Origin of the sequence: Flavobacterium hungaricum (genome assembly GCF_015182285.1) — a bacterium.
Classification (GTDB): Bacteria; Bacteroidota; Bacteroidia; order Flavobacteriales; family Flavobacteriaceae; genus Flavobacterium; species Flavobacterium hungaricum.
In genome coordinates, this window is record NZ_PRDM01000004.1 from 626,498 (window position 1) to 647,844 (window position 21,347).

Genomic DNA, 21,347 nt, shown 5'->3' on the forward strand with positions numbered 1-21,347 from the left:
CAATATGTTTTACAAAAAGTATTATAAGGAAATGAGGGATTTAGTATGCATTTTTTTCACCATGAAAAACATTCAAAACTGTTTTAATAACAATTTTACAATCAAGAAGTAAACTCCAATTTTCAATATACCAAATATCATATTCAACCCGGTTTTTCATATCAATAAGTTCTTTGGTTTCTCCTCTGAAACCGTTTACTTGTGCCCATCCTGTTATGCCTGGTTTTGCATAGTGACGAACCAAATAATTATTGATTAATGCACGATATTGATTGGTATGATTTACCATGTGAGGTCTAGGACCTACAACAGACATGTTTCCAATAAAAACATTAAAGAACTGCGGCAATTCATCTATACTTGTTTTTCGCATAAAAGCTCCAAACCTCGTAATTCTACTGTCTCCTTTTTGTGCCTGCTTCGTATTTGCGACCGTATTTACTTTCATACTCCTAAACTTCCAGCACTTAAAAGAGTGATTATCTCTGCCTGAACGTTCCTGTTTAAAAAATATAGGACCCGGAGATTCCATTTTTATAAGCAGCATAATGATCGGAAACAGCCAAGGGAAAATTAACACGATTACCAATGATGAGAAACAAATGTCAAATACTTTTTTAAAAAAACGGTTGACGGCATATTCTAAAGGTTCGGGATGAAAAATTAAAATCGGAGTATTTTGATAATATGCTATTTCGACTTTATTAGACTTTGTATATTGTTGAAAATCTGGAACAAATTTAACCCGAACCATATTCTGATCGCATATTTTTACCATCCTATTGATTATTTCTATTTTATCAATGTGGAGCGAAATATACATCTCGTCAACTTTTTCTTTTTTAACAAAGTCCTGTATTGCATCAAAACCGCCAATATAGTTTTCAGGTTTTTCAAGAACAGGTTTTTCATCAAAAAAACCTAAAAAACGGTATCCGTTAGTCAAGTCTTCGGCTAAAATTTTTCTTATCTGCCTTCCTGCAGCATTGGCTCCAACAATAACAAAATTTCTAAAATTATAGCCTTTAGCTCTAATATACTTTAGCAATTTCATTGACATATATCGTGAGAACATCAGCAGGAAAAAGAAAAATATGTAAAAGTATGCTAGTCGAAAGCGTGATATCTCAGAATAGTTTAAAAAGAAAACAAATACTGCTGTTACAGATGCATGAATTACAATTTTTTTTATCGTTCTCGCCAGCATCGATTCGATCGGTTCAATGCGAATTATTCTGTACGAATCATGATAAAGTAATAAACAAATCCATATGAAATTCCCTAATAGCGAAATTGTCTGAACTTCTTTTAGACCAAGCCTCTCTAGATTTCCATATCGGGCTAATGCAGACAATGCAATACACAAATTGAAAATTGCTAAATCGAAAATAATAAAAATTAGTTTGAAATATCGGGAGAAACGATATTGTGCCAGTTTCTCAAGAATTTTCATAAGATAACCCAATCATTATTGAATATTAAATACATGCTTTACTTTTGAACATACTGCTTTAAAGCCAGCAGCTTTTTTTGAAAAACTGCTTTAACAGCAGACAAATTGTGAAATTTGTAGATTTTATAATCTTCTACTAATACCTCTATAGCCTTACGATAATCGGTGCTTAGTCCTCCCATTCTCATTTTTATGATATACTTATTTAAATACGTAATGTTTATTTTGTATTTATATAAGTACCTTAATAAAAATTCAGTATCGGAACCAATCTTAAAATTTAGATTATAGTAGCCATATTTTTCAACAACAGTTTTCTTGATGTAAACTGTAGGATGCAATGGTAACCAGCCACGATTTATTTTCTTATAGTTATACTCGCCGCCAATTCTGTTTCTAACTATTTTTTGTCGCTCATCATTAGTAACGTACAATCCATTACCATATAAAGCATCTGTTTCAGGATTTTTTTTGAAGGTTTCTACTATACTCGAAACTACTGTAGTGTCATAAAAAACATCATCAGAATGTAATAATCCGATCACATCTCCAGCTGCTAAACTTAAGCCTTTATTAATAGCATCATACATTCCTTTGTCCGGCTCTGAAATATAGATCGAAATTTTATCGGAATAGGATTCTATTATTTTTTGTGTACCGTCTGAAGAATTACCGTCTATAACTATATATTGGATGTTTGGGTAATCTTGGCTTAAAACACTTTCAATAGAATGTGCAATGGTTGCTTTACGATTGTAGCAAACCGTAATTAAGGAAACTTTCATAAAAATTTATTATCTAAAAAGAATAAAATTTTATTCTTTTTTTTCTTTCAGAAGCTCTTTACTTTTTAAAACGATAAAGTATTCGTAAATTGATTGCAAAGTGGCATAAGTAAAACCGGCACTTCCATCTAAAAATGCCTTTCTAATGATTACCATATAGAACCATTTTATTAAAGGACGAGCAGGCATTTTGTAGAAAAGCCCTTTTTGATGGTAACGTTTTTCAGTAAAATCAGAACTAAATAATGCTTTCTTAAGAGAAAAAGAAATATCATTATTAATATCTTTTACTCGTGTTAAAGCTTCCATATCAGCATAACTCAAATGTCTTTGAATCCAAAATTTAAAACCTTTACTAAAAGGATAATGATCTAAATATCCTTCTATTTTACTAGTAGGACCATCGGGTAAGGAAACTGGATTTACTAACCTTTCATAACGCATTTTTTCTGGACGAAATAAACGCAGATAAAAAGGAGACATTTGCGAATATTTCAACCATTTTCCACTCCAAGCAAAATCTCTCCTTCTTAGTTCATAAGCAACAAATGCGGAATTAGTATCCAATTGGAGATTTTTAATAGCATTTAATAATGAATCTGAAACCCTTTCATCGGCATCAATATATAAAACCCACGGATATTTAAATTTTATATTTGCCAGTCCCCAATTTTGATGTGCTGACCAATTATCAAAAACACGCTGAGTAATATTTGCTTCCGCTTTTCTCGCAATTTCTAATGTTTTATCATCACTAAAGGAATCAAACACATGTATGTCATCACTCCAGGCTACCGATTGAAGGCAACCTGGTAAATCTTGTTGCTCATTTTTGGTGAGAATAAGTATTGAAATCATTTTATATTATTTAACTAAACTCTCTTTTCTTTATAAATTTGGCAGGATTACCTCCCACTACATCGAAATCTTCAGTACTCTTAATTACTAATGACTTAGCTCCAATTACAGAAAATCTGCCTAATGTAACACCAAATAAAATGTAACTACCTGTCGCAATCCAACACCCTTCATTAATCACAATTGGTTTGGTTATCAAATTAAAAGCTACAGACTCGATGGTATGGCTACCCGTAATCAGATAAACATCTTTCCCTATACAGCATTTTTGACCAATCTCAATTTTATCCAAACAATATGCCCAAGAATTTGCCCCCAAACTGGAAAGATGTCCCATCGTTAAATTCCAAGGTAATTCTATATTAGCTTTTCTATTAATATTCACTGTTGATGCTATTTTAGCGCCAAACATCCTTAGCAATAATATCCTCGGTTTTTTTATTTGATTGGGGAAAAGTCTAAAAATTGTTACATTAACAAATCGCCAGACGTGAATTTTAATCTTTATTCTTGTTGAAAAAGGGGTTGTTTGCACAGGAATAAAATCATTAATTATCATAAATATCTCTCTTTTTTATAAATTTTGCGGGATTGCCTCCAACAATAGTCCATTCATCTACATTTTTGAAAACAGCAGCTCTAGCACCAACAACAGCACCTTTACCAACAATTACATTAGACATAATAAATGCTTCACTGGCAATCCACACAAAATCTTTTATAACAATAGTACCTGCTTTGAAAGGTGTATTTATTGATGTGGTTTCATGACTTGCACTACACAGGTAAGTTCTTTGCGAAATAGTAACTTTACTTCCAATGATTGTTTTACCAAAATGCAGTTGCACTTGAGGCCCCATAGCAGAATGTGATCCGAAAATTAAATTCTTCGGAGATGGTATATAAACAGAGGAATGAATAACACAATTTTCACCTATTTCAGCACCAAAAAATCTCAATAAAAAAATACGCCAGCCGTTAAACGATGGAAGTGAAAATGGCTTAAAAAAAAATAGGGATACAATTCTCCAACCAAGCCTGTAAATTTTATCTGATTTTGGAATGGTATCTATATATTTTGGAATTTGATTTTTCATAAATTATCAAAAAACAGATTTAAACTAATTAATAATGGCAACTGGTTTATTACGTACATTTTTCAATATTTTACCATTTAACATATTTAAATGAACCAATTCATTTTCATCAGAATCAAAACGTTTTCGTAAAAACTTAGCAGGAACTCCTGCTACTATAACGAATGGCTCAACATCTTTTGTTACTACAGAACCAGCTGCAATGATACTACCGTCACAGATCTTCACACCCGCCATTATAATGCTATTTGCTCCAATCCAAACGTCTCTACCGATGATGGTTTTTTTTAGAGTTGGTCTGCCAGAAAATGTAGTTGGTAATGCTGGTATATCATAATTATGATCTGCACCGATTATTTGGACATTCTGTGCTAACATAGTATATCTTCCTATTGAAACACCTGGATAAATCAAACAATTATTTCCAACATAAGAATATTCATCTGCTTGAAAATCTTTACTTATTTTACATTTTCCTCCTATGTTAAAAGTTGGATGTACAAATTTTAACCTGTAAACATATTTTATTTTCAACCTCTTATAAAACCTATATATACTTGCAATTTTATCACTTCTTTTAAGCTTTGACATTAAAACTTCCATCTTATCTAACTTTTTAGTAGCACAGATTCAAAAACTTTTCTTTGATATATTGGATTATAGTAAGTGTCAATGACAGAAAAACAAGCATTCATAAGATTATGTTCTTTTAATGGATGTTTTAATAACCATTGATGTATTGTTTCTGATAAACTATCCGTATTTCCATAGCAGAATAAATCCCCCGTCACACCTACTTTTATAGCTTCAACTTCTGGCATCTGAATGTTAAAATTATTATGAGATATTACAGGTGTTCCATAAGATAATGCGTGCATTGCAGTAAGCCCAACTTCACCAGGAACCACACATAAATCTGCAAACATTAAAACCTCAGAATTTATCTTTTCATTAAAAACTGCTCCAAGGAATTTCACATTATCTTCCAAACCCAATTTTAAAGCTTGTTTTTCAAGACTAATTCTTTTCTCTCCGTCTCCTACTATTATTATATTAAATTTTGTCTTGCCTGTTTTGTATAATAAATGTTGAGCATTAATAAGCATATCTAATTTTTTAACATCATTTAATCGTCCTATAAAAACGACTACAGGAGTATACTCATCATTAAAAAAATTTCTTCTATAACTAAAAACATCATCTTTAGATATTAAATAACGTTGTTTTAAGCTCTCCTCATAATCAAGAGAATTATAAATTACATGCATATTTTTATCAGACTTAACTCTATGCTTTTTTAAAATAGATCGTGATCTGTTTCCATACAAAAAAAAGCCAGTTGGTAATTTATAGAACAACTTTATTTTCATAAAATCAACTATGCCTAATTTGTCATTATAAAAACCATGCATCCAATAATAAGTTTTTTTTCTTTTAAACTTTGCTATTAGTACTCCAACCCATGTTGTAATATGATATGGAGATCCCAGAAAAATAAATGAATCATATTTTTCAAAAAGAATTACACTAATCAGTCCCGATTGCCATAAAAATCTATTTTTAAATATCCATCTATTTTTTAGAAAACGCCATCTCAAACCTCCATCACAAACCTCATCATTAGCTTTTTTTTCATCTATTTTCATTATATCAATTTCACTTTCAAGACCTGAATAAATAGTAAATTCTATTACTCTTGATTTCATTAATTCAGTAAAAACAGGTCCCCTATAAGAGGCTAAATAGTGATAAAATACTGCCGTTTTAATCATAATCAATTCTTAAAAATTAAGAAGCTAATTTTGTTACACATTTTATTTACTATACTTATTTTTAAGATTAAAAAATAAAATAGTAATATATAAATCGTAATAAAATAATACGAAAAATCGAATCTCCAACTTGCGATCGCGACCATAAAGAATATTGAACTAAGTAGTTTAAATAGAGATTTTTTAAAGTACTTTTCTATTATAAATAGCATTAAAACGATATAGAAAATTCCATAAAAACTAAAATTTGCCCATGCATCTCCTAATAATGTAACGTTTAGATATAAAGAAAATCCACTTAAAGCTTTTTCGCCAACTAAATTACCTAAGCCATCAGGCTTTGAGGGCCATATACTTTTAGGAATTATTGCTCCTATAGATTTCAAGACCATAGTTTCTCCTAAAGAATAATCATATTTATTAGGAAAATTATCTGTTATATATTTTAATGCCACTAAATTAGATCCTTCAGTTAAAACTAAAATTGCGTCTGACTCAGAATCGTTTGCAACAACTTCACTTTTATATGCCAATTTTATTACATCAACAGTCCTTTCAATTGAAACTTTTTCTGCCCAAATCATTCCCCTTACCATCGGCCAGAACTTGGCAATAAAAAGTATAGGAAAACATATTATTGCGATGTAAAAAATCTCTTTTATTTTTTTTCTTATGGCAAAAGGGATAATAATGGAAAAGACAAAAAATAATATAACAATTCTATTTCCTGCTAAAAAAAGCTCAAAAACTATTACAAAAAAAGCAATAAAAAAATGTGGTTTAAAAAATTTATTTGTCCGTAGGTAATGCAGCTGAAAATATAAACAAAGTCCAGGAATGACAACTCTTCCGACATTATGAATTTGCCCTAGCAAAACAAACATAGCGCTTTTCTGATACAAATCTTCGTTAGCTCTATACCAATGGCTTCCTCCATCAAGTTTACCTGAACTTATAAATGAAACAATAAGAGAAAAGAAATACATCAATAATGTCAATACAAAAAAATTTTTTTCGACAACTTTTAAATTTCTCGTTAAAAATTTTTTCTTGTTTGAAAATTGAAGAGAACAAATTCCAAAAAACGTTATGGAAAAAATGCCATAAAATATTATGTTACAATCCTTTTCTGGAAGAAAGTCTGGCAAACCTACCAATTGTATTTTACCAACCCAAAAAGAATAGCAAATTGGAATAAAAATAAAGAAAAATCCCCCAAAAAACAAGCCGTCAAAAATCGACATACAATTTTGATTTTTGAGAATCTTAACTCTTTGATTTATTAAAATACAATTTATTAAAAAAAATATTATGACAATAAATCCTAACATTTTTAAATTAATTCAGTTTCCATTTATAATATACTGCCATTAAAATCATGAATAAAAAATTTAGAATAAACACACTAAATAAAATTGCTTCGGCACTTGTTCTAAAAAAAAATTTAACTACAAAAAAGAATCCTATAATGCCAAAATCTCTTATAACTCTAAAACCAAGCATAATCCAATTTTTCCCTATTGACATATACGCTTGAGAGTAGACATTACTAATACTAATAAACACGGTTGAAAGAACTGCTAAATTTATTAGCGTACTGATCCCGTTATAAGAAGTGCCGTAGATGGAACCAAGAAAACTTGAAATTGCAATAACAATTATTACAGGTATCATAGTCATTACTACATTAACAATGATAGTCAGTTTTAAGATCCGTTTATGATTATCCAAATTATCTTTTTGTTCGGACAAATGAGTCAATATTACATTTCTCATTATTCCTGGAATAAATAAAATTATGACACTCCACTGTATGGCGGCTGAATACATTCCTAATTCTCCATAATTTGAGAACTTAATTAATATCAAGCTTATTAACCAAGACGTTAAAGCATAAACACCTTCCTGCAAAGACACTGGAATAGAGAATAAAAGTATTTCTTTTAAAAACGATTTATCTCTAACGCTATTAATAATGAGTTCATTACAATTAATTTTTATTTGTCTATAATTTAAAAAACAGTCCAATATCTGTACAATTAATAGAGCTGTAAGTGCACCCTTCAAGCCAAAAAAGAATGTGAGCAAAAGACTTAACATAAAAGTCGCAATACCTGTTATAATACTATTTTTAGCAATTTCTTTAAAGGAGCCGAAACCAGCCAATATCCCAAGTTGAGTTGTAGAAACTGCATTAAAAATTAACCAAAATGACATAAACTTAAGCGGAATCTCTAAATTTACATTTTCCAGAATTGAGTAAGCAATTTCTTTTGCGGTAAAAAAAAATATTAAAGTTAAAAAACTACTTACAGACAAAGTAATAAGACGACAATACTTCAAAATCAAAGGAATGTAGTCTGGTTTACTTAATTTGTATTCTGCTATAAATTTTGTTGACGTGTAACCTAATCCCAGAGTAGAAAAAATAGCAAGAGACATTAAAGTATTTTTTATCATGCCAAATTCACCATAAACATCTTTTCCAAGAAATCTAGCTACTAAAATCCCCGATGTTAAAGCCAGTCCTTTCGCGATTATGTTTCCAAATAAAGCCCAAAATGAGTCAACTGTAAATTTACTCTTTAAAACTCTATCTTTAATTTTATATATTTTTTTCAATAGCTTATTAGAATAATTTCAAATCACTCGCTACCATCTCCTTAACCAAAGAGTCCAAATCATATTTAGGCTTCCATCCCAATTTTGTCTTAGATTTGGCAGGATCTCCAATTAAAAGATCCACTTCTGTAGGTCGGTAATATTCTGGATCTACTCGTACTACCACTTTTCCTTTTTCTAATTGGTATAAAGGATTGTTACATGCTGCTACTCTAGCTACTTCGCTTTCATTTTCTCCTTCAAACTTTAGTTCTATCCCAACCTCTGCAAAAGCCATAATGACAAAATCTCTAATGTAAGTGGTTATACCTGTAGCAATCACATAGTCTTCTGGTATGTCCTGCTGTAAAATTCTCCACATTGCTTCAACATAATCTTTGGCATGCCCCCAATCTCTTTGCGAATTTAGGTTTCCAAGGTATAGGCAGTCTTGTTTTCCTTTCGCAATAGCTGCAGTTGCCATTGTAATTTTACGCGTTACAAAAGTTTCGCCTCGTCTTGGAGATTCGTGATTGAAAAGAATACCATTACAGGCAAACATATTATAGGCTTCGCGATAATTTTTAGTGATCCAAAATCCATAAATTTTTGCTGCTCCGTACGGCGAACGGGGGTAAAAAGGTGAGTTTTCATCGTAGAATCCTTTTTCATTTTTATTTTCGGCCAAACCTCCATAAAGCTCTGAAGTTGAGGCTTGATAAATTTTTGTTTTTTTCTGTAAACCCAAGATTCTGACGGCTTCCAAAATTCTTAAAGTTCCTAATCCGTCTACATTTGCAACATATTCTGGAGAATCAAAAGAAACTTTTACATGTGACATAGCGCCCAGATTATAAATTTCATCAGGCTGTATTTCCTGAATTATTCTGATAATATTAGTAGAATCGGTCAAATCTCCATAATGTAGCTTAAAATCTACATTCGCTCCATGCTGATCTTGATAGATATGATCAATTCGCTGGGTATTAAACAAAGAGGAACGTCGCTTTATTCCATGAACCTGATATCCTTTTTCTAATAATAGTTCGGCTAAATAGGATCCGTCCTGACCTGTAATACCAGTTACAAGTGCTACTTTTTGATTAGTATCTTTATTCAATTTTTTTACAACTATTTACCTAATGACAATTCCCTAAAAGCAACTTCTTTTCTCAAGCCACTGCTCGAAAAGCGATGGTCGCGTGTATTGTAATAGATCTCAATTCCTTTCTCTTCGCAGTAGTTACGACCTGTGAAATTTAGCTCTCTATATTCTTCTCCAATTATGCGCAAGTCAATCTCGAAGGAACGTAAAATATCTTCTAAATCCTGTTCGGTTGCGTAAGGAATAATTTCGTCTACAAACTTGCAGCCTTTGAGCTGGATATATCTTTCGACTACTGTTTGTGTTGGACTATTTTTTTCTGGACGATCTAATGCAGGATCTGTCTGTAACCCTACAATCAGATAATCGCATTGTTTTCTAGCTTCTTCTAACATCTTAATATGTCCGGCATGAAGCAGATCAAAAGCACTAAAAGTTATTCCTATTTTCATAATTTTAAATTTTAGGTCTTATTTTCTGGCACAGCTTCGCATCTCCAAGTCACATAATTTTGGAAATTTTAGCAGGATGTAAATCAAAAACCTCAATAGATAAACCTCTATTTTCTATTTTTTGCCAAAAGTATTTTAGTAAGCAGATTAAAAAAAGCTATAAAGTAAGAATTGTCTTATACTATTATAAATCGGACTTTTAAGGGAGTTTTCTATAACTCTAAAAACCTTTCTAATCGGCATTAAAGTCTTATTTTTACAGGTGTTAAATACAATTAAATGAAAAGGACAATCCTGTTTTTCTTCTTAGTAATCACAACAGCACAAGGTCAAACTGCCGGCTGCAGAGATTTGCTTGCAAAAAATTATAATGAGAGCGCTGTTGTTAATGACGAAAGCTGCGTTTATGAAAATATTAAAGTAAAACCTCTCTATTCAATGCAACTGTCTGATTCGATTAAAGAAACTTCGGGATTAATTGCTTTTGAGAATTTACTCTGGACACATAATGACGATCACGACAAGACTATTTACGGGATTGATTCTTTAGGAAAAATCAAAAAGAAAATAATTTTAAATGAGATTGTAAATAACGATTGGGAAGAGATTTCACAAGATAGTTCCCATATCTATATTGGTGATTTTGGAAACAATTATTCCGGAAATAGATCTGATTTAAAAATCTTTAAAATCGAGAAAAAATCTTTCTTAGAGCAAAATCCTAAAATAGAAACGATTTCGTTTTCCTATTCTAATCAAGCTGCTCTTTCTACTTCTAAACCCAATAAAACCGATTTTGATTGTGAAGCTTTTATCGTTTCCAAAGACAGTATTTATTTGTTTACCAAACAGTGGAAAACTTCTAAAACAAGTATTTATTCACTCTCCAAAAAGTCTGGCTCTCAAGTTGCAAAATTAAAATCGACGCTCGATACCCAAGGTTTGGTGACTGGAGCGACTTATTTAGAAAACAAAAAACTACTCGTTTTATGCGGTTATTCTAAAATTGGCAAACCGTTTCTATATCTGCTCTACGATTTTAAAAACTATGATTTTTTATCTGGAAACAAACGCCGAATCCAACTGCAACTTTCCTTTCATCAAATAGAAGGAATTGCAACGAAAGACGGACTTCATTATTTTCTCACGAATGAATCCCTAATTCGAAAACCTATTATCAATGTGCCACAGCAGCTGCATTATCTGGATTTAAGTCCTTTTCTAAGCAACTACATCAAACAGGAAAAATTGTAAAACCTTTTTTCAATCCCTCTGCAGTTTGTCTTGATTCAAGTGTAAATCATAAAAAATACTATTTTCTTTTCTTTTGCGCATAAGATTTTCAAAAGAACTCCAGTAATTACTATATGTTATTGTGTGATTACTCTTAAACAAAACAGCACATTAAAATATATTCTTGACAAGGTCCCCAAAGAATTAAAAATGCAAATAAATGAGTTGATTTTACCTGATTTTTTAAAATGATTACAAAAGTTTTAAAAGACAGAGTTGAAGAAGACACAAAAGATCAAACTGTATTTATGATTATTGTGTAACTTGCTCTTGCAAAATAATTCTAGAATTATTTTATTTGATTATGAACTTTATGATTTAGTTGTTACTAGAATTTCATACTAAGTCAGCATATTCATTTTTGTACAATTACAAAAAATAAGACCGACAAAAAAGAATGCCTATGAAAAAGATCAGAATACTTCTTTGTTTACTCCTGCTAACATCTCTTGCTTGCAATTCACAGACATTAAACGATACTATTGCTCTTATTGATAAAGCGATGGCGGTTTATTTACCAGAAAATCCTGGTTCGCAGTTATCTATAAAGAAAAATGGAAAAATCATTTTCTCAAAAGCTTACGGAATGGCCGATTTAGAACATAATGTTCCTCTCACCTTAACATCTAAAATTGAAGCCGGTTCTGTTTCTAAACAATTTACAGCAGCTGCAATTTTACTGCTGGAACAGCAAGGAAAGCTTTCTTTAAATGATGATGTTAGAAAATATATTCCAGAACTTCCTGATTATGGAGACATTATCACTCTGGAACAAATGATGCATCACACCAGCGGCATAAAAGATTGGGGATCTATTGCTGGTCTTACCGGCTGGGGAAGAACCACAAAAACTTTTACAAATGATGATGCTTTACTAATAATCTCATCCCAAAAAACCTTAAACAATAAACCCGGAGCCGAATTTATCTACAGCAATTCAAATTATACCTTATTTGCGATTATTATAGAAAGAGTTACCGGCTTAAGTCTGGCAGAGTTTACTAAGCAAAATATCTTTATTCCGGCAGGAATGATCCATACAGAATGGAGAGACAACCATAATCGAATCGTAAAAGAACGAGCTATAGCCTATGATTTTGACAAGGGTGAATATCAAACTAATATGCCCAATGAAGATGCATATGGTAATGGCGGTTTAATAACAAATACAGAAGATTTATTAAAATGGAATGAATTTTATCAATCGGGGAAATTTGGAACTCCTTCTCTATTTTCTAAACAATGTAAAACTGAAAAATTTAATAATGGTAAAATGAATAATTATGCTGCGGGTTTATTTATGCTAAAATATAATGGCTATGAGCAAATTGCGCATGATGGGGCTACAGCAAGCTATAGGGCAAATTTAGAAACATTTCCAGAATTGAATCTTTCAATTGCATTCTTGAGCAATACCTCACAGTTTGACAAAAGCAAAAACCCTCTGAACGACATTCTGAGAAATCTTTTTATTTCAGAAAAAGAAAAAACTAAAACTGAAGAAAAAGAAAAAACAATAAACATACCTGAATCTGTATTATATACTTATACGGGCTGGTATAAAAATGAACGAACTGGTGCGGGACTTAAAATGGAAATAAAAGATGGAAAACTTTTTTTTAACAAGCTTCCATTTGAAGCAGAATCCGAAAATAGATTTAAAAATGGTTCAAGGATAATGGAACTAAACCACAAAAAGGGGTTTCTAAATTATATCACTAGTACAGATACCATTACATTTTCAAAAGTTCAAATTGCAAAACATGCAGACTTAGATTCTTTTACTGGGAAGTATTTTTCTGCCGAAACCAATTCTACACTACTGATCTTTCAAAAAGAAGGAAAACTTTTTTTTCAATTAAAACCAAAAAACGAATATCAATTAGTTTCAACTTACCAAAATGCTTTTAATATTATGGATTACAATGGGAGTGTCTATTTTTTAAAAGACAAAAAAAATAAAATTAACGCCATGAAAGTGAGTCTGCCCAGAGCCCGCAATATAGAATTCGTTAAATTACCCTAAATTTTATTTAGTAGAGATAGTGCTTATTCGATAATAGAAAAATTTGAAATTGTAAATGCGAAGATTGAATGAGTAACTTAAACAAATTACCCTCTTTTTTGTCACAAAAAAGCTAAGGCGGTTTAGAATACCAATATTACGGAGTCATTAAATTTTCAAAGTAAAAGATAGCGCCCCGCTATTTTTTTTTGTTACGTTCAAAAGGGTATCTTTGCCAACAAAAATAAAAAACAGTTCTCTAAAATTAGAGACCTTATTAGAGATCTTTACAGTATACGACACCAATAAAGACTTTAATTTAAGCACTTTACAAACATGAATTATCTATCAGTAGAAAATATATCAAAGTCATTTGGCGAAAGAGTTCTTTTTGACAACATTTCTTTTGGAATCAATAAAGATCAAAAAATCGCTTTTATTGCCAAAAACGGTTCTGGAAAAACAACCATTATGAGTATCATTAATGGTTTGGATGAGCCGGATACCGGACAAGTAGTATTAAGAAAAGGTATTAGAATGGCGTTTCTTTCTCAGAACAATAATCTGCAGGACGAACTGACTATCGAAGAAAGCATTTTTGCTTCGGATAATGAAACTCTTAAAATTATTGAAGCTTACGAAAAAGCATTAGAAAATCCTCAAGACGAAGAAGCCTATCAAAAAGCTTTTGACGGAATGGATCAGCATAATGCATGGGATTTTGAAACACAATACAAACAGATTCTTTTTAAACTGAAACTTGAAGATTTTAAACTTAAAGTAAAAAATCTTTCGGGAGGACAAAAAAAGCGTCTTTCGTTGGCAATTATCTTAATTAATCGTCCCGATTTATTGATTTTGGATGAGCCGACCAACCATTTAGATCTTGAAATGATCGAATGGCTTGAAAGTTATTTTGCAAAAGAAAACATTACGTTGTTTATGGTGACGCACGACCGTTTCTTTTTAGAACGTGTCTGCAATGAAATCATTGAATTGGACAATGGAAAATTATACCAGTATAAAGGAAACTATTCTTATTATTTAGAGAAAAAAGAAGAGCGCATTACGTCTGAAAACGCCAGTGTAGACAAAGCTAAAAACTTATTTGTAAAGGAGTTAGAATGGATGCGTCGTCAGCCAAAAGCGAGAACTACAAAATCTAAATCCCGTCAGGACGATTTTTATATTATTAAAGAAAAAGCCCAAAGCCGACGAAAAGAAAATAAAGTCGAGCTTGAAATCAATATGGAAAGAATGGGAAGCAAAATTATTGAGCTTCATAAACTTTCTAAAAAATTTAAAGAGAAAACCATTCTGGATAATTTTAGTTTTGATTTTCAGCGTGGCGAAAGAATCGGAATTATCGGTAAAAACGGAACAGGAAAATCTACTTTCTTAAATCTTCTTACAGGAACAATTCCGCCAGACAGCGGACGTGTTGTAAAAGGTGACACTATAAAAGTTGGTTATTACACACAATCTGGCATCAACCCAAAACCAGGACAGCGTGTTATCGATATCATCAAAGAATATGGAGAATACATTCCGCTGGCAAAAGGCAAAATCATTTCGGCTTCGCAATTGTTAGAGCGTTTTCTTTTTGATGCGAAAAAACAATACGATTATGTCGAAAAATTAAGCGGAGGCGAATTGAAACGTTTGTATTTATGTACCGTTTTGATTCAAAACCCAAACTTCCTAATTCTCGATGAGCCTACCAACGACTTGGACATTGTAACGCTGAATGTTCTAGAAAGTTTCCTTTTAGATTATCCTGGATGTTTACTGGTTGTTTCGCACGACCGTTATTTTATGGATAAAATTGTGGATCATTTATTTATCTTCAGAGGACAAGGTGAAATCGAAAATTTCCCAGGAAACTATTCTGACTTTAGAGCGTATGAAGACAGTGCCGATGTTGCTCAAAAAGAAGAAAACAAAGCCGAAAAGAAAGATTGGAAACAAAACAATCCGGTTGGAAACCTAAGTTTTAATGAGCAAAAAGAATATCAGAAAATCGAAAGAGAGATTAAAGATCTTGAAATCGAGAAAACTAAAATCGAACAATTATTTTCTGACGGAAAAGTTGCCGATGCTGATATTGAGAAAAAAGCTAACGAGCTTCAAAATATTATCAAAAAAATTGATGCAAAAGAAGAACGCTGGTTTGAACTTTCGGCAAAACTCGAAAGTTAAAATTATGTGTCAGAAGAACATGAAAAACTAATTTTATTATATTAGCCATCATAAAAAAAACAATACCACATGAAAAAATTATTAGCAGTGTTATTTATCCTAACACTTTTTACTTCTTGTTCTATTGACGGAGGCAAAAATCCTGAAAACATTACGCCAAAAGATTATTCTGCAGAAAACGAAACACAAATTACAGAATACTTAGCCAAAAACAATCTTACTGCAAAAGCGCAGGCAACCGGAACTGGTTTATATTTTATTATTAATGAACAAGGAACAGGAAAACAAGCATCTGCTTCATCAACAGTAACAGTTGTTTATAAAGGAACTTTACTATCTGGATCTGTTTTTGACCAAAGTAATGCCGACGGAGCAACTTTTCCGCTTAGTCAGTTAATTGAAGGCTGGAAAGAAGGAATTCCATATTTTAAAGAAGGCGGCAGCGGTGTTCTTATAATTCCTGCTCATTTGGGTTACGGAAGTTACAATCAAAAAGGGATTCCAGCGGGTTCTGTACTTATTTTTGATATTAAATTAGTAGCTGTAACTAATTAAAATTGATCCTGAAAAGTTAACAAAATGTTCTTTCAAATAAATTCTTATTTAAAATTCCTTTGGAAATCTAAAAACGAACACGCGGTTCATTCGCCTTTTGTTTTCAATTTACTGACAAAGTGTTTTTATGACAAAAAAACCAAACCTGAATATCAGGTTTTAGAAAACTATCGCAAATCACTTTTAGAAAATAAGAATTTTATTGAAGTAACTGATTTTGGAGCGGGCTCAAAAGTTTTCAAATCAAACCGAAGACAGATTGCGAAAATTGCTAAAACAGCGGGAATTTCGTCGAAAAGAGCTAAACTATTATTTCGTGTTACCAGGTATTTTCAGTCCAATACTATTTTAGAAATAGGGACTTCTTTAGGTTTGGCAACAGCTGCTTTGGCTCTCGGGAACCCTAAAGCAAAAGTAACAACGCTCGAAGGCTGCCCCAATACAGGAAATACCGCAAAAAATCAATTGCATCAATTTGACTGCACGAATGTAGAAAGTATAATTTCTGAATTTGAATCTTTTTTAATTGCAGAAAACCTGCAGTCAAAAATATACGATCTGATTTATTTTGACGGAAATCATTCTAAAAAAGCCACTTTGGCCTATTTTGAACTTTTACTGCCTACAATAAATAACGATTCTGTCTGGATTTTTGATGATATTCATTGGTCGCAGGAAATGGAAGATGCTTGGGAAATTATAAAAAATCATCCTAAAGTAAAAGTAACCATCGACACCTTTCAATGGGGATTTGTATTTTTTAGATACGAACAACCAAAAGAACATTTTATCATAAGAGTATAAAAAAGACGATCCTATTGGTCGTCTTTTTTTTATCTAATTTAAAAGTTTGTTTTTTAATTGCTTTGTGTTCTTCAGTTTTGATCCTATTACTACTAAGAGGAATCATTCTACATTCTGACATAATATCTGACAAAAAAAGAACTTTTATAAGATGTTTTTTTATCTTTGAAATTCATACTTTTTATGCGGATAACTTTATCTTTGAACCTCTAGAAAATGACACTCAATTATGGAACAGAAAATTCATCAGGGAAGAAACGTAAAACGATTCAGAGAAATGCTTGGTATCAAACAGGAAGCACTTGCTTATGATTTGGGAGAAGACTGGAACCAGAAAAAAATTTCTATGTTGGAACAGAAAGAAATAATTGAAGACAATCTGCTTAGACAAATTTCAAATTCTTTGAGAATTCCTGTTGAAGCTTTTCAAAATTTTGATGAAGAACAGGCATTAAATGTTATTGCGAATACATTTAACGATGAGAGTACGATTGGATTTATAATTAATAACAATAATCCAATAGATAAGATTATTCAGTTACATGAAGAAAAAATTGCTCTCTATGAGCGTATGCTGAAAGAAAAAGAGGAAATGATTACAAGACTTGAAAAACTAATTAGTAAATAAATCTCAGTGTCATTTTACCATTAGAACATAAAAAAGGCGATCCATATGGATCGCCTTTTTTCACTAATTCAAAATTTAATTTATTTTTTTGCGTCTTTATTTTCTTCAGCTTTTGCTCCCATTCTGTTTACAGTATACATAGGTGCAAATTTAATTTTTAGACCGGCAATTTTTCTATTGTCTTCAGCTGTTAAACCTTCTTTTTCTACAGTATTCTTTCTACTGTCTAGTGCTTCATACAATACTTTTATTTCATCCCAGTCTTCTCTAGAATAACTGTCTTTATTGTTTTCGACAGTATGAACAAACTGTTGGTAAACACTATGAATATTTTGAGCATTTACCCAGCTGAAACTCATATCGTCTCCAATTTTTCCTTCACCAAATAAAGCGTTACGCAATTGTTGTTTCGGGCTTGGAGCCGGAGGGGCAAAAAGGGCGGTAACTTCATTTTTAAATTCTTCGTATTTTGCTTTACTTGTATTAATTCTTTCACTTTCAGCTGTATTATCTTTAATGTCAGCCAAAGCTAAATTTGCTTCTGCAGATTTTCTATCGTACTCTGCTTCTACAGTTTTCCAATTTTCTTTTAAATCATCGGCTTTTACATTTTTTACCGAGTCAACGTAAGCGACATATGAATCAATTGTTTTTTGTGCTTTTTCTTGTTTTTCATCTTTACATGATGTAAATCCTAACGTTAACATTGCAACTACTGCAGCTATTTTTATATTTTTCATAATTTTGATTATTTAATTAATATATAATTCAAATTTACTAAAGACCTAAGCTTCATATATTACATTATTATCATGTTTTTAAAATTTAAAACATTTAAAAACTATAAAACATTTAAAAAAAATAACAATTATTCAAAACCAATCAACCCAATCTTAACCTTTTCAGCTTTATAAATATAGCAGGCTACCCTTATTTATGAAAGCGTTTTTGTAACAAAAAGCAATTACAAACTACTTATGATTTATTGAAAAGTGTTTTGTACATTTAAATCCAAAATTGTAAAATCAAATGGCTGAACCATTAATTAAAATAACCGACATTAAACGAAATTTTGTTTTAGGCAACGAAATCGTATACGTTTTAAAAGGAATTAATTTAGAAATAAACAAAGGAGAATACGTTGCGTTGATGGGGCCTTCTGGTTCTGGAAAATCAACTTTAATGAATTTATTAGGCTGTTTGGATACTCCCACTTCTGGACATTATGTTTTGAACGGAAAAGATGTTAGTCAAATGCAGGATGATGAATTGGCCGAAATTCGAAACAAAGAAATCGGCTTCGTTTTTCAGACCTTTAATTTATTACCGAGAACAACCGCTTTGGATAATGTTGCGCTGCCAATGATTTATGCCGGCTACGGAAAAGCAGACCGAATTGCCCGCGCCACAGAAGTTTTAAAACAGGTTAATCTCGCAGATAGAATGGATCACCAGCCCAACCAGCTTTCTGGAGGACAGCGCCAGCGTGTGGCTGTTGCGCGTGCGTTGGTAAACAAACCATCGATAATCCTTGCCGATGAACCTACGGGAAACTTAGACAGTAAAACTTCGGTAGAAATAATGAAACTTTTTGGAGATATCCACGAACAAGGAAACACGGTCATATTGGTAACTCATGAAGAAGATATCGCGGCGTACGCACATCGCGTAATTCGTTTGCGCGACGGTTTGATAGAAAGCGACACGAGTAAAAAATTGTAGATTTCTGATTTTAGATTTTAGATTGGAAAAAATGAACTGAAATCTAAATTCATTACTGATTAAAATTTTAAATTATAAGAACTTTTTTAAAGTCTCAGAATAAATCTAAAATCTATCCCGTCCCGAGGTTTCGGGATCGGGACTAAAATCTAAAATCAAACCATGCGTTTACTGTATTTTTTATTTATGCTATTGAGTTTCGCATCTTGTAAAAAAGAAGCAGAAATTGAAAGTTCTCTTCCACAGCTGCTTCCGCCAAAACCACCAAGTATAGAAATAAAATGGTTGAGCGAAAATCCAGTTAAAATAAAAACCGGCTTACATTTATCCTATTTAAAAGGTTTTGACTGTGACTCTGTTATCGGAATTGATTATATTGGTTATAAAGGAGAGCATACCTTTACTCCTATTAACGAAAAAGGTCAGTTTATCAATACGATTCGGAAAAAACAAAAACTTAGTCTTTTTCAAATTTCGGAATTAAACGCAATTATAAAAGACAAAAAAACATACCAAAATGCTAATATAACAGGCTGCTATCAGCCAGAACTTGGATTTTTATATTTTAAAAATAATGAACTCATCTGCCAGACCATACTCTGCCTAGAATGTTCAAAAATTGAATCAACCGCCGAATTTGGAAATGAATGGGAATTTAATAAAAAAGCCCGACTGCGATTTAAAAAACTGCATGATGAACTTGGTTTCTGATTTTAGATTTTAGATTTTAGTCCCGATCCCGAAACCTCGGGACGGGATAGATTTTAGATTTTAGATTTTAGATTTTAGATTTTAGATTTTAGATTTTAGATTTTAGATTTTAGATTTTAGATTTACTCTGAAATTAATTCTTTGAATTAATTTCAGAGTAAAGGACTTAGAACCTCTGCAGCTTAGAAACTTAGAACCTTAAAAAAAATGAAAGTATATACAAAAACGGGAGATAAAGGAACCACAGCACTTTTTGGAGGAACCCGTGTGCCAAAAGATCATATCCGTATTGACAGTTATGGAACTGTTGACGAATTAAATTCTTATATCGGATTAATTCGCGATCAGGAAATGGATTCGCATTATAAAACTATTTTAATCGAAATTCAGGATCGTCTTTTTACAGTTGGTGCCATTTTGGCAACACCTCAGGAGAAAGAAGTTTTAAAAAACGGCGAACTTCGATTAAAAAATCTTGGAATAATTGATTCGGATATTGAATTATTGGAAAATGAAATAGATAAAATGGAAGAAAGTCTGCCGCCAATGACGCATTTTGTTTTACCAGGCGGCCACTCTACCGTGTCACATTGTCATATCGCACGTTGTATTTGTCGTCGTGCAGAGCGATTAGCCGTCCATTTAAGCCATAACGAACACGTTCCTGAAATCGCAATTCGATACTTAAACCGACTTTCTGACTACCTTTTTGTCTTGGCACGGAAGTTGTCGTTTGACCTAAAAGCGGAGGAAGTGAAGTGGATTCCGAGAAAGTAAATTTCTTAAAAATCCAGCTTTTTGAAATCCCAAATTCCAAAGAAAAAAATTAAATTCTTTCGATTTTAGAAAATACTGAAATAGCCTTCCAGCATTGGAAATTGAAATTTAAATATTGGTTTTTTAAACGCCTTTTTTAGGATTTTGAGTTTAAATATTGGAATTTAACAAGAGACGTTCTTAAATTTTATTAAAATAAATCAAAAATTACTTGTCTTTTTCAGTAAAAAATTTATTTTTGCACAAAACTAAACAGATAACAGATGTATTGGACATTAGAATTAGCATCTTATTTAAGTGATGCGCCATGGCCTGCTAACAAAGATGAACTTATAGACTATGCTATTAGAGCTGGTGCTCCATTAGAAGTAGTAGAGAACCTTCAGTCTATCGAGGATGAAGGCGAGATATATGAATCAATGGAAGAAATTTGGCCTGATTATCCAACAGACGAAGATTATCTTTGGAATGAGGATGAATATTAAAAAATAAACCAAATGAAAAAGTCTCTCATCATAGAGGCTTTTTTT

22 protein-coding genes are annotated in these 21,347 nt (G+C 31.8%); 10 read left to right on the top strand and 12 right to left on the bottom strand.

Features of this window, described 5'->3' with window-relative positions; all coding sequences use genetic code 11:
• Positions 1-40: 40 nt before the first annotated feature.
• The 11 genes from C4F50_RS18935 to C4F50_RS18985 form a co-directional block, all read right to left on the bottom strand.
• A complete protein-coding gene (locus C4F50_RS18935; RefSeq protein WP_194140209.1) occupies positions 41-1,453 on the bottom strand; it encodes an undecaprenyl-phosphate glucose phosphotransferase in 1,413 nt (470 codons plus the stop codon).
• A 38-nt stretch (positions 1,454-1,491) separates the two neighbouring features.
• Positions 1,492-2,238, bottom strand: a complete 747-nt coding sequence (locus C4F50_RS18940) for a glycosyltransferase family 2 protein (protein ID WP_194140210.1) — start codon at positions 2,236-2,238, stop codon at positions 1,492-1,494.
• A gap of 30 nt (positions 2,239-2,268) precedes the next feature.
• Positions 2,269-3,096: a glycosyltransferase family 2 protein gene (locus C4F50_RS18945; RefSeq protein WP_194140211.1), complete on the bottom strand. Its 828-nt coding sequence runs from the start codon at positions 3,094-3,096 to the stop codon at positions 2,269-2,271.
• Positions 3,097-3,106: 10 nt separating this feature from the next.
• On the bottom strand, positions 3,107-3,655 hold the full coding sequence (locus C4F50_RS18950) for an LbetaH domain-containing protein (RefSeq protein WP_194140212.1): 549 nt from the start codon (positions 3,653-3,655) through the stop codon (positions 3,107-3,109).
• Entirely contained in the window at positions 3,645-4,193 is a 549-nt protein-coding gene (locus C4F50_RS18955) for an LbetaH domain-containing protein (protein WP_194140213.1), read from the bottom strand. The genes C4F50_RS18950 and C4F50_RS18955 overlap by 11 nt, the downstream gene beginning before the upstream one ends.
• Before the next feature lie 24 nt (positions 4,194-4,217).
• Positions 4,218-4,796, bottom strand: coding sequence for a CatB-related O-acetyltransferase (locus C4F50_RS18960; RefSeq protein WP_228012081.1), 579 nt, complete (start codon positions 4,794-4,796; stop codon positions 4,218-4,220).
• A 5-nt stretch (positions 4,797-4,801) separates the two neighbouring features.
• Complete coding sequence (locus C4F50_RS18965) at positions 4,802-5,965, bottom strand: glycosyltransferase (RefSeq protein WP_194140214.1); 1,164 nt, start codon at positions 5,963-5,965, stop codon at positions 4,802-4,804.
• 2 nt (positions 5,966-5,967) lie between these two features.
• Positions 5,968-7,209 (bottom strand): hypothetical protein, encoded by a 1,242-nt coding sequence (locus C4F50_RS18970; protein WP_194140215.1) that lies wholly within the window; start codon positions 7,207-7,209, stop codon positions 5,968-5,970.
• Between the two features lie 94 nt (positions 7,210-7,303).
• A complete protein-coding gene (locus tag C4F50_RS18975) occupies positions 7,304-8,587 on the bottom strand; it encodes an oligosaccharide flippase family protein (protein WP_194140216.1) in 1,284 nt (427 codons plus the stop codon).
• A gap of 7 nt (positions 8,588-8,594) precedes the next feature.
• Positions 8,595-9,686: a GDP-mannose 4,6-dehydratase gene (gene gmd / locus C4F50_RS18980; protein ID WP_194140217.1), complete on the bottom strand. Its 1,092-nt coding sequence runs from the start codon at positions 9,684-9,686 to the stop codon at positions 8,595-8,597.
• 11 nt (positions 9,687-9,697) lie between these two features.
• Positions 9,698-10,123, bottom strand: a complete 426-nt coding sequence (locus C4F50_RS18985) for an adenylyltransferase/cytidyltransferase family protein (protein WP_194140218.1) — start codon at positions 10,121-10,123, stop codon at positions 9,698-9,700.
• A 279-nt stretch (positions 10,124-10,402) separates the two neighbouring features.
• Here C4F50_RS18985 and C4F50_RS18990 point away from each other — a divergent pair, with 279 nt between their 5' ends.
• The 6 genes from C4F50_RS18990 (at position 10,403) to C4F50_RS19015 (ending at position 17,607) form a co-directional block, all read left to right on the top strand.
• Positions 10,403-11,377 carry a T9SS C-terminal target domain-containing protein gene (locus C4F50_RS18990; protein WP_194140219.1) on the top strand — a complete coding sequence of 325 codons (975 nt, stop codon included), beginning with the start codon at positions 10,403-10,405 and terminating at the stop codon, positions 11,375-11,377.
• Between the two features lie 442 nt (positions 11,378-11,819).
• Entirely contained in the window at positions 11,820-13,442 is a 1,623-nt protein-coding gene (locus C4F50_RS18995) for a serine hydrolase domain-containing protein (protein WP_194140220.1), read from the top strand.
• A 315-nt stretch (positions 13,443-13,757) separates the two neighbouring features.
• The gene (locus C4F50_RS19000; RefSeq protein ID WP_194140221.1) at positions 13,758-15,620 is read left to right on the top strand and encodes an ABC-F family ATP-binding cassette domain-containing protein; all 1,863 of its coding nucleotides are present in this window, start codon (positions 13,758-13,760) and stop codon (positions 15,618-15,620) included.
• Between the two features lie 69 nt (positions 15,621-15,689).
• Entirely contained in the window at positions 15,690-16,175 is a 486-nt protein-coding gene (locus C4F50_RS19005) for an FKBP-type peptidyl-prolyl cis-trans isomerase (RefSeq protein WP_194140222.1), read from the top strand.
• 24 nt (positions 16,176-16,199) lie between these two features.
• Complete coding sequence (locus tag C4F50_RS19010) at positions 16,200-16,979, top strand: class I SAM-dependent methyltransferase (protein WP_194140223.1); 780 nt, start codon at positions 16,200-16,202, stop codon at positions 16,977-16,979.
• 229 nt (positions 16,980-17,208) lie between these two features.
• Positions 17,209-17,607, top strand: a complete 399-nt coding sequence (locus C4F50_RS19015; protein ID WP_194140224.1) for a helix-turn-helix domain-containing protein — start codon at positions 17,209-17,211, stop codon at positions 17,605-17,607.
• Between the two features lie 80 nt (positions 17,608-17,687).
• On the opposite strand, the gene C4F50_RS19020 is transcribed toward C4F50_RS19015, so the two are convergent.
• Entirely contained in the window at positions 17,688-18,347 is a 660-nt protein-coding gene (locus tag C4F50_RS19020; RefSeq protein WP_194140225.1) for a DUF6565 domain-containing protein, read from the bottom strand.
• Positions 18,348-18,636: 289 nt separating this feature from the next.
• On the opposite strand from C4F50_RS19020, the gene C4F50_RS19025 reads away from it, so the two are divergent.
• From C4F50_RS19025 to C4F50_RS19040, 4 genes are all read left to right on the top strand, one after another.
• On the top strand, positions 18,637-19,329 hold the full coding sequence (locus tag C4F50_RS19025) for an ABC transporter ATP-binding protein (protein ID WP_194140226.1): 693 nt from the start codon (positions 18,637-18,639) through the stop codon (positions 19,327-19,329).
• Positions 19,330-19,491: 162 nt separating this feature from the next.
• The gene (locus C4F50_RS19030; RefSeq protein WP_194140227.1) at positions 19,492-20,040 is read left to right on the top strand and encodes a hypothetical protein; all 549 of its coding nucleotides are present in this window, start codon (positions 19,492-19,494) and stop codon (positions 20,038-20,040) included.
• 207 nt (positions 20,041-20,247) lie between these two features.
• Entirely contained in the window at positions 20,248-20,817 is a 570-nt protein-coding gene (locus tag C4F50_RS19035) for a cob(I)yrinic acid a,c-diamide adenosyltransferase (protein ID WP_194140228.1), read from the top strand.
• Positions 20,818-21,080: 263 nt separating this feature from the next.
• Positions 21,081-21,302: a DUF2795 domain-containing protein gene (locus C4F50_RS19040; protein WP_007138072.1), complete on the top strand. Its 222-nt coding sequence runs from the start codon at positions 21,081-21,083 to the stop codon at positions 21,300-21,302.
• Positions 21,303-21,347: the final 45 nt, after the last annotated feature.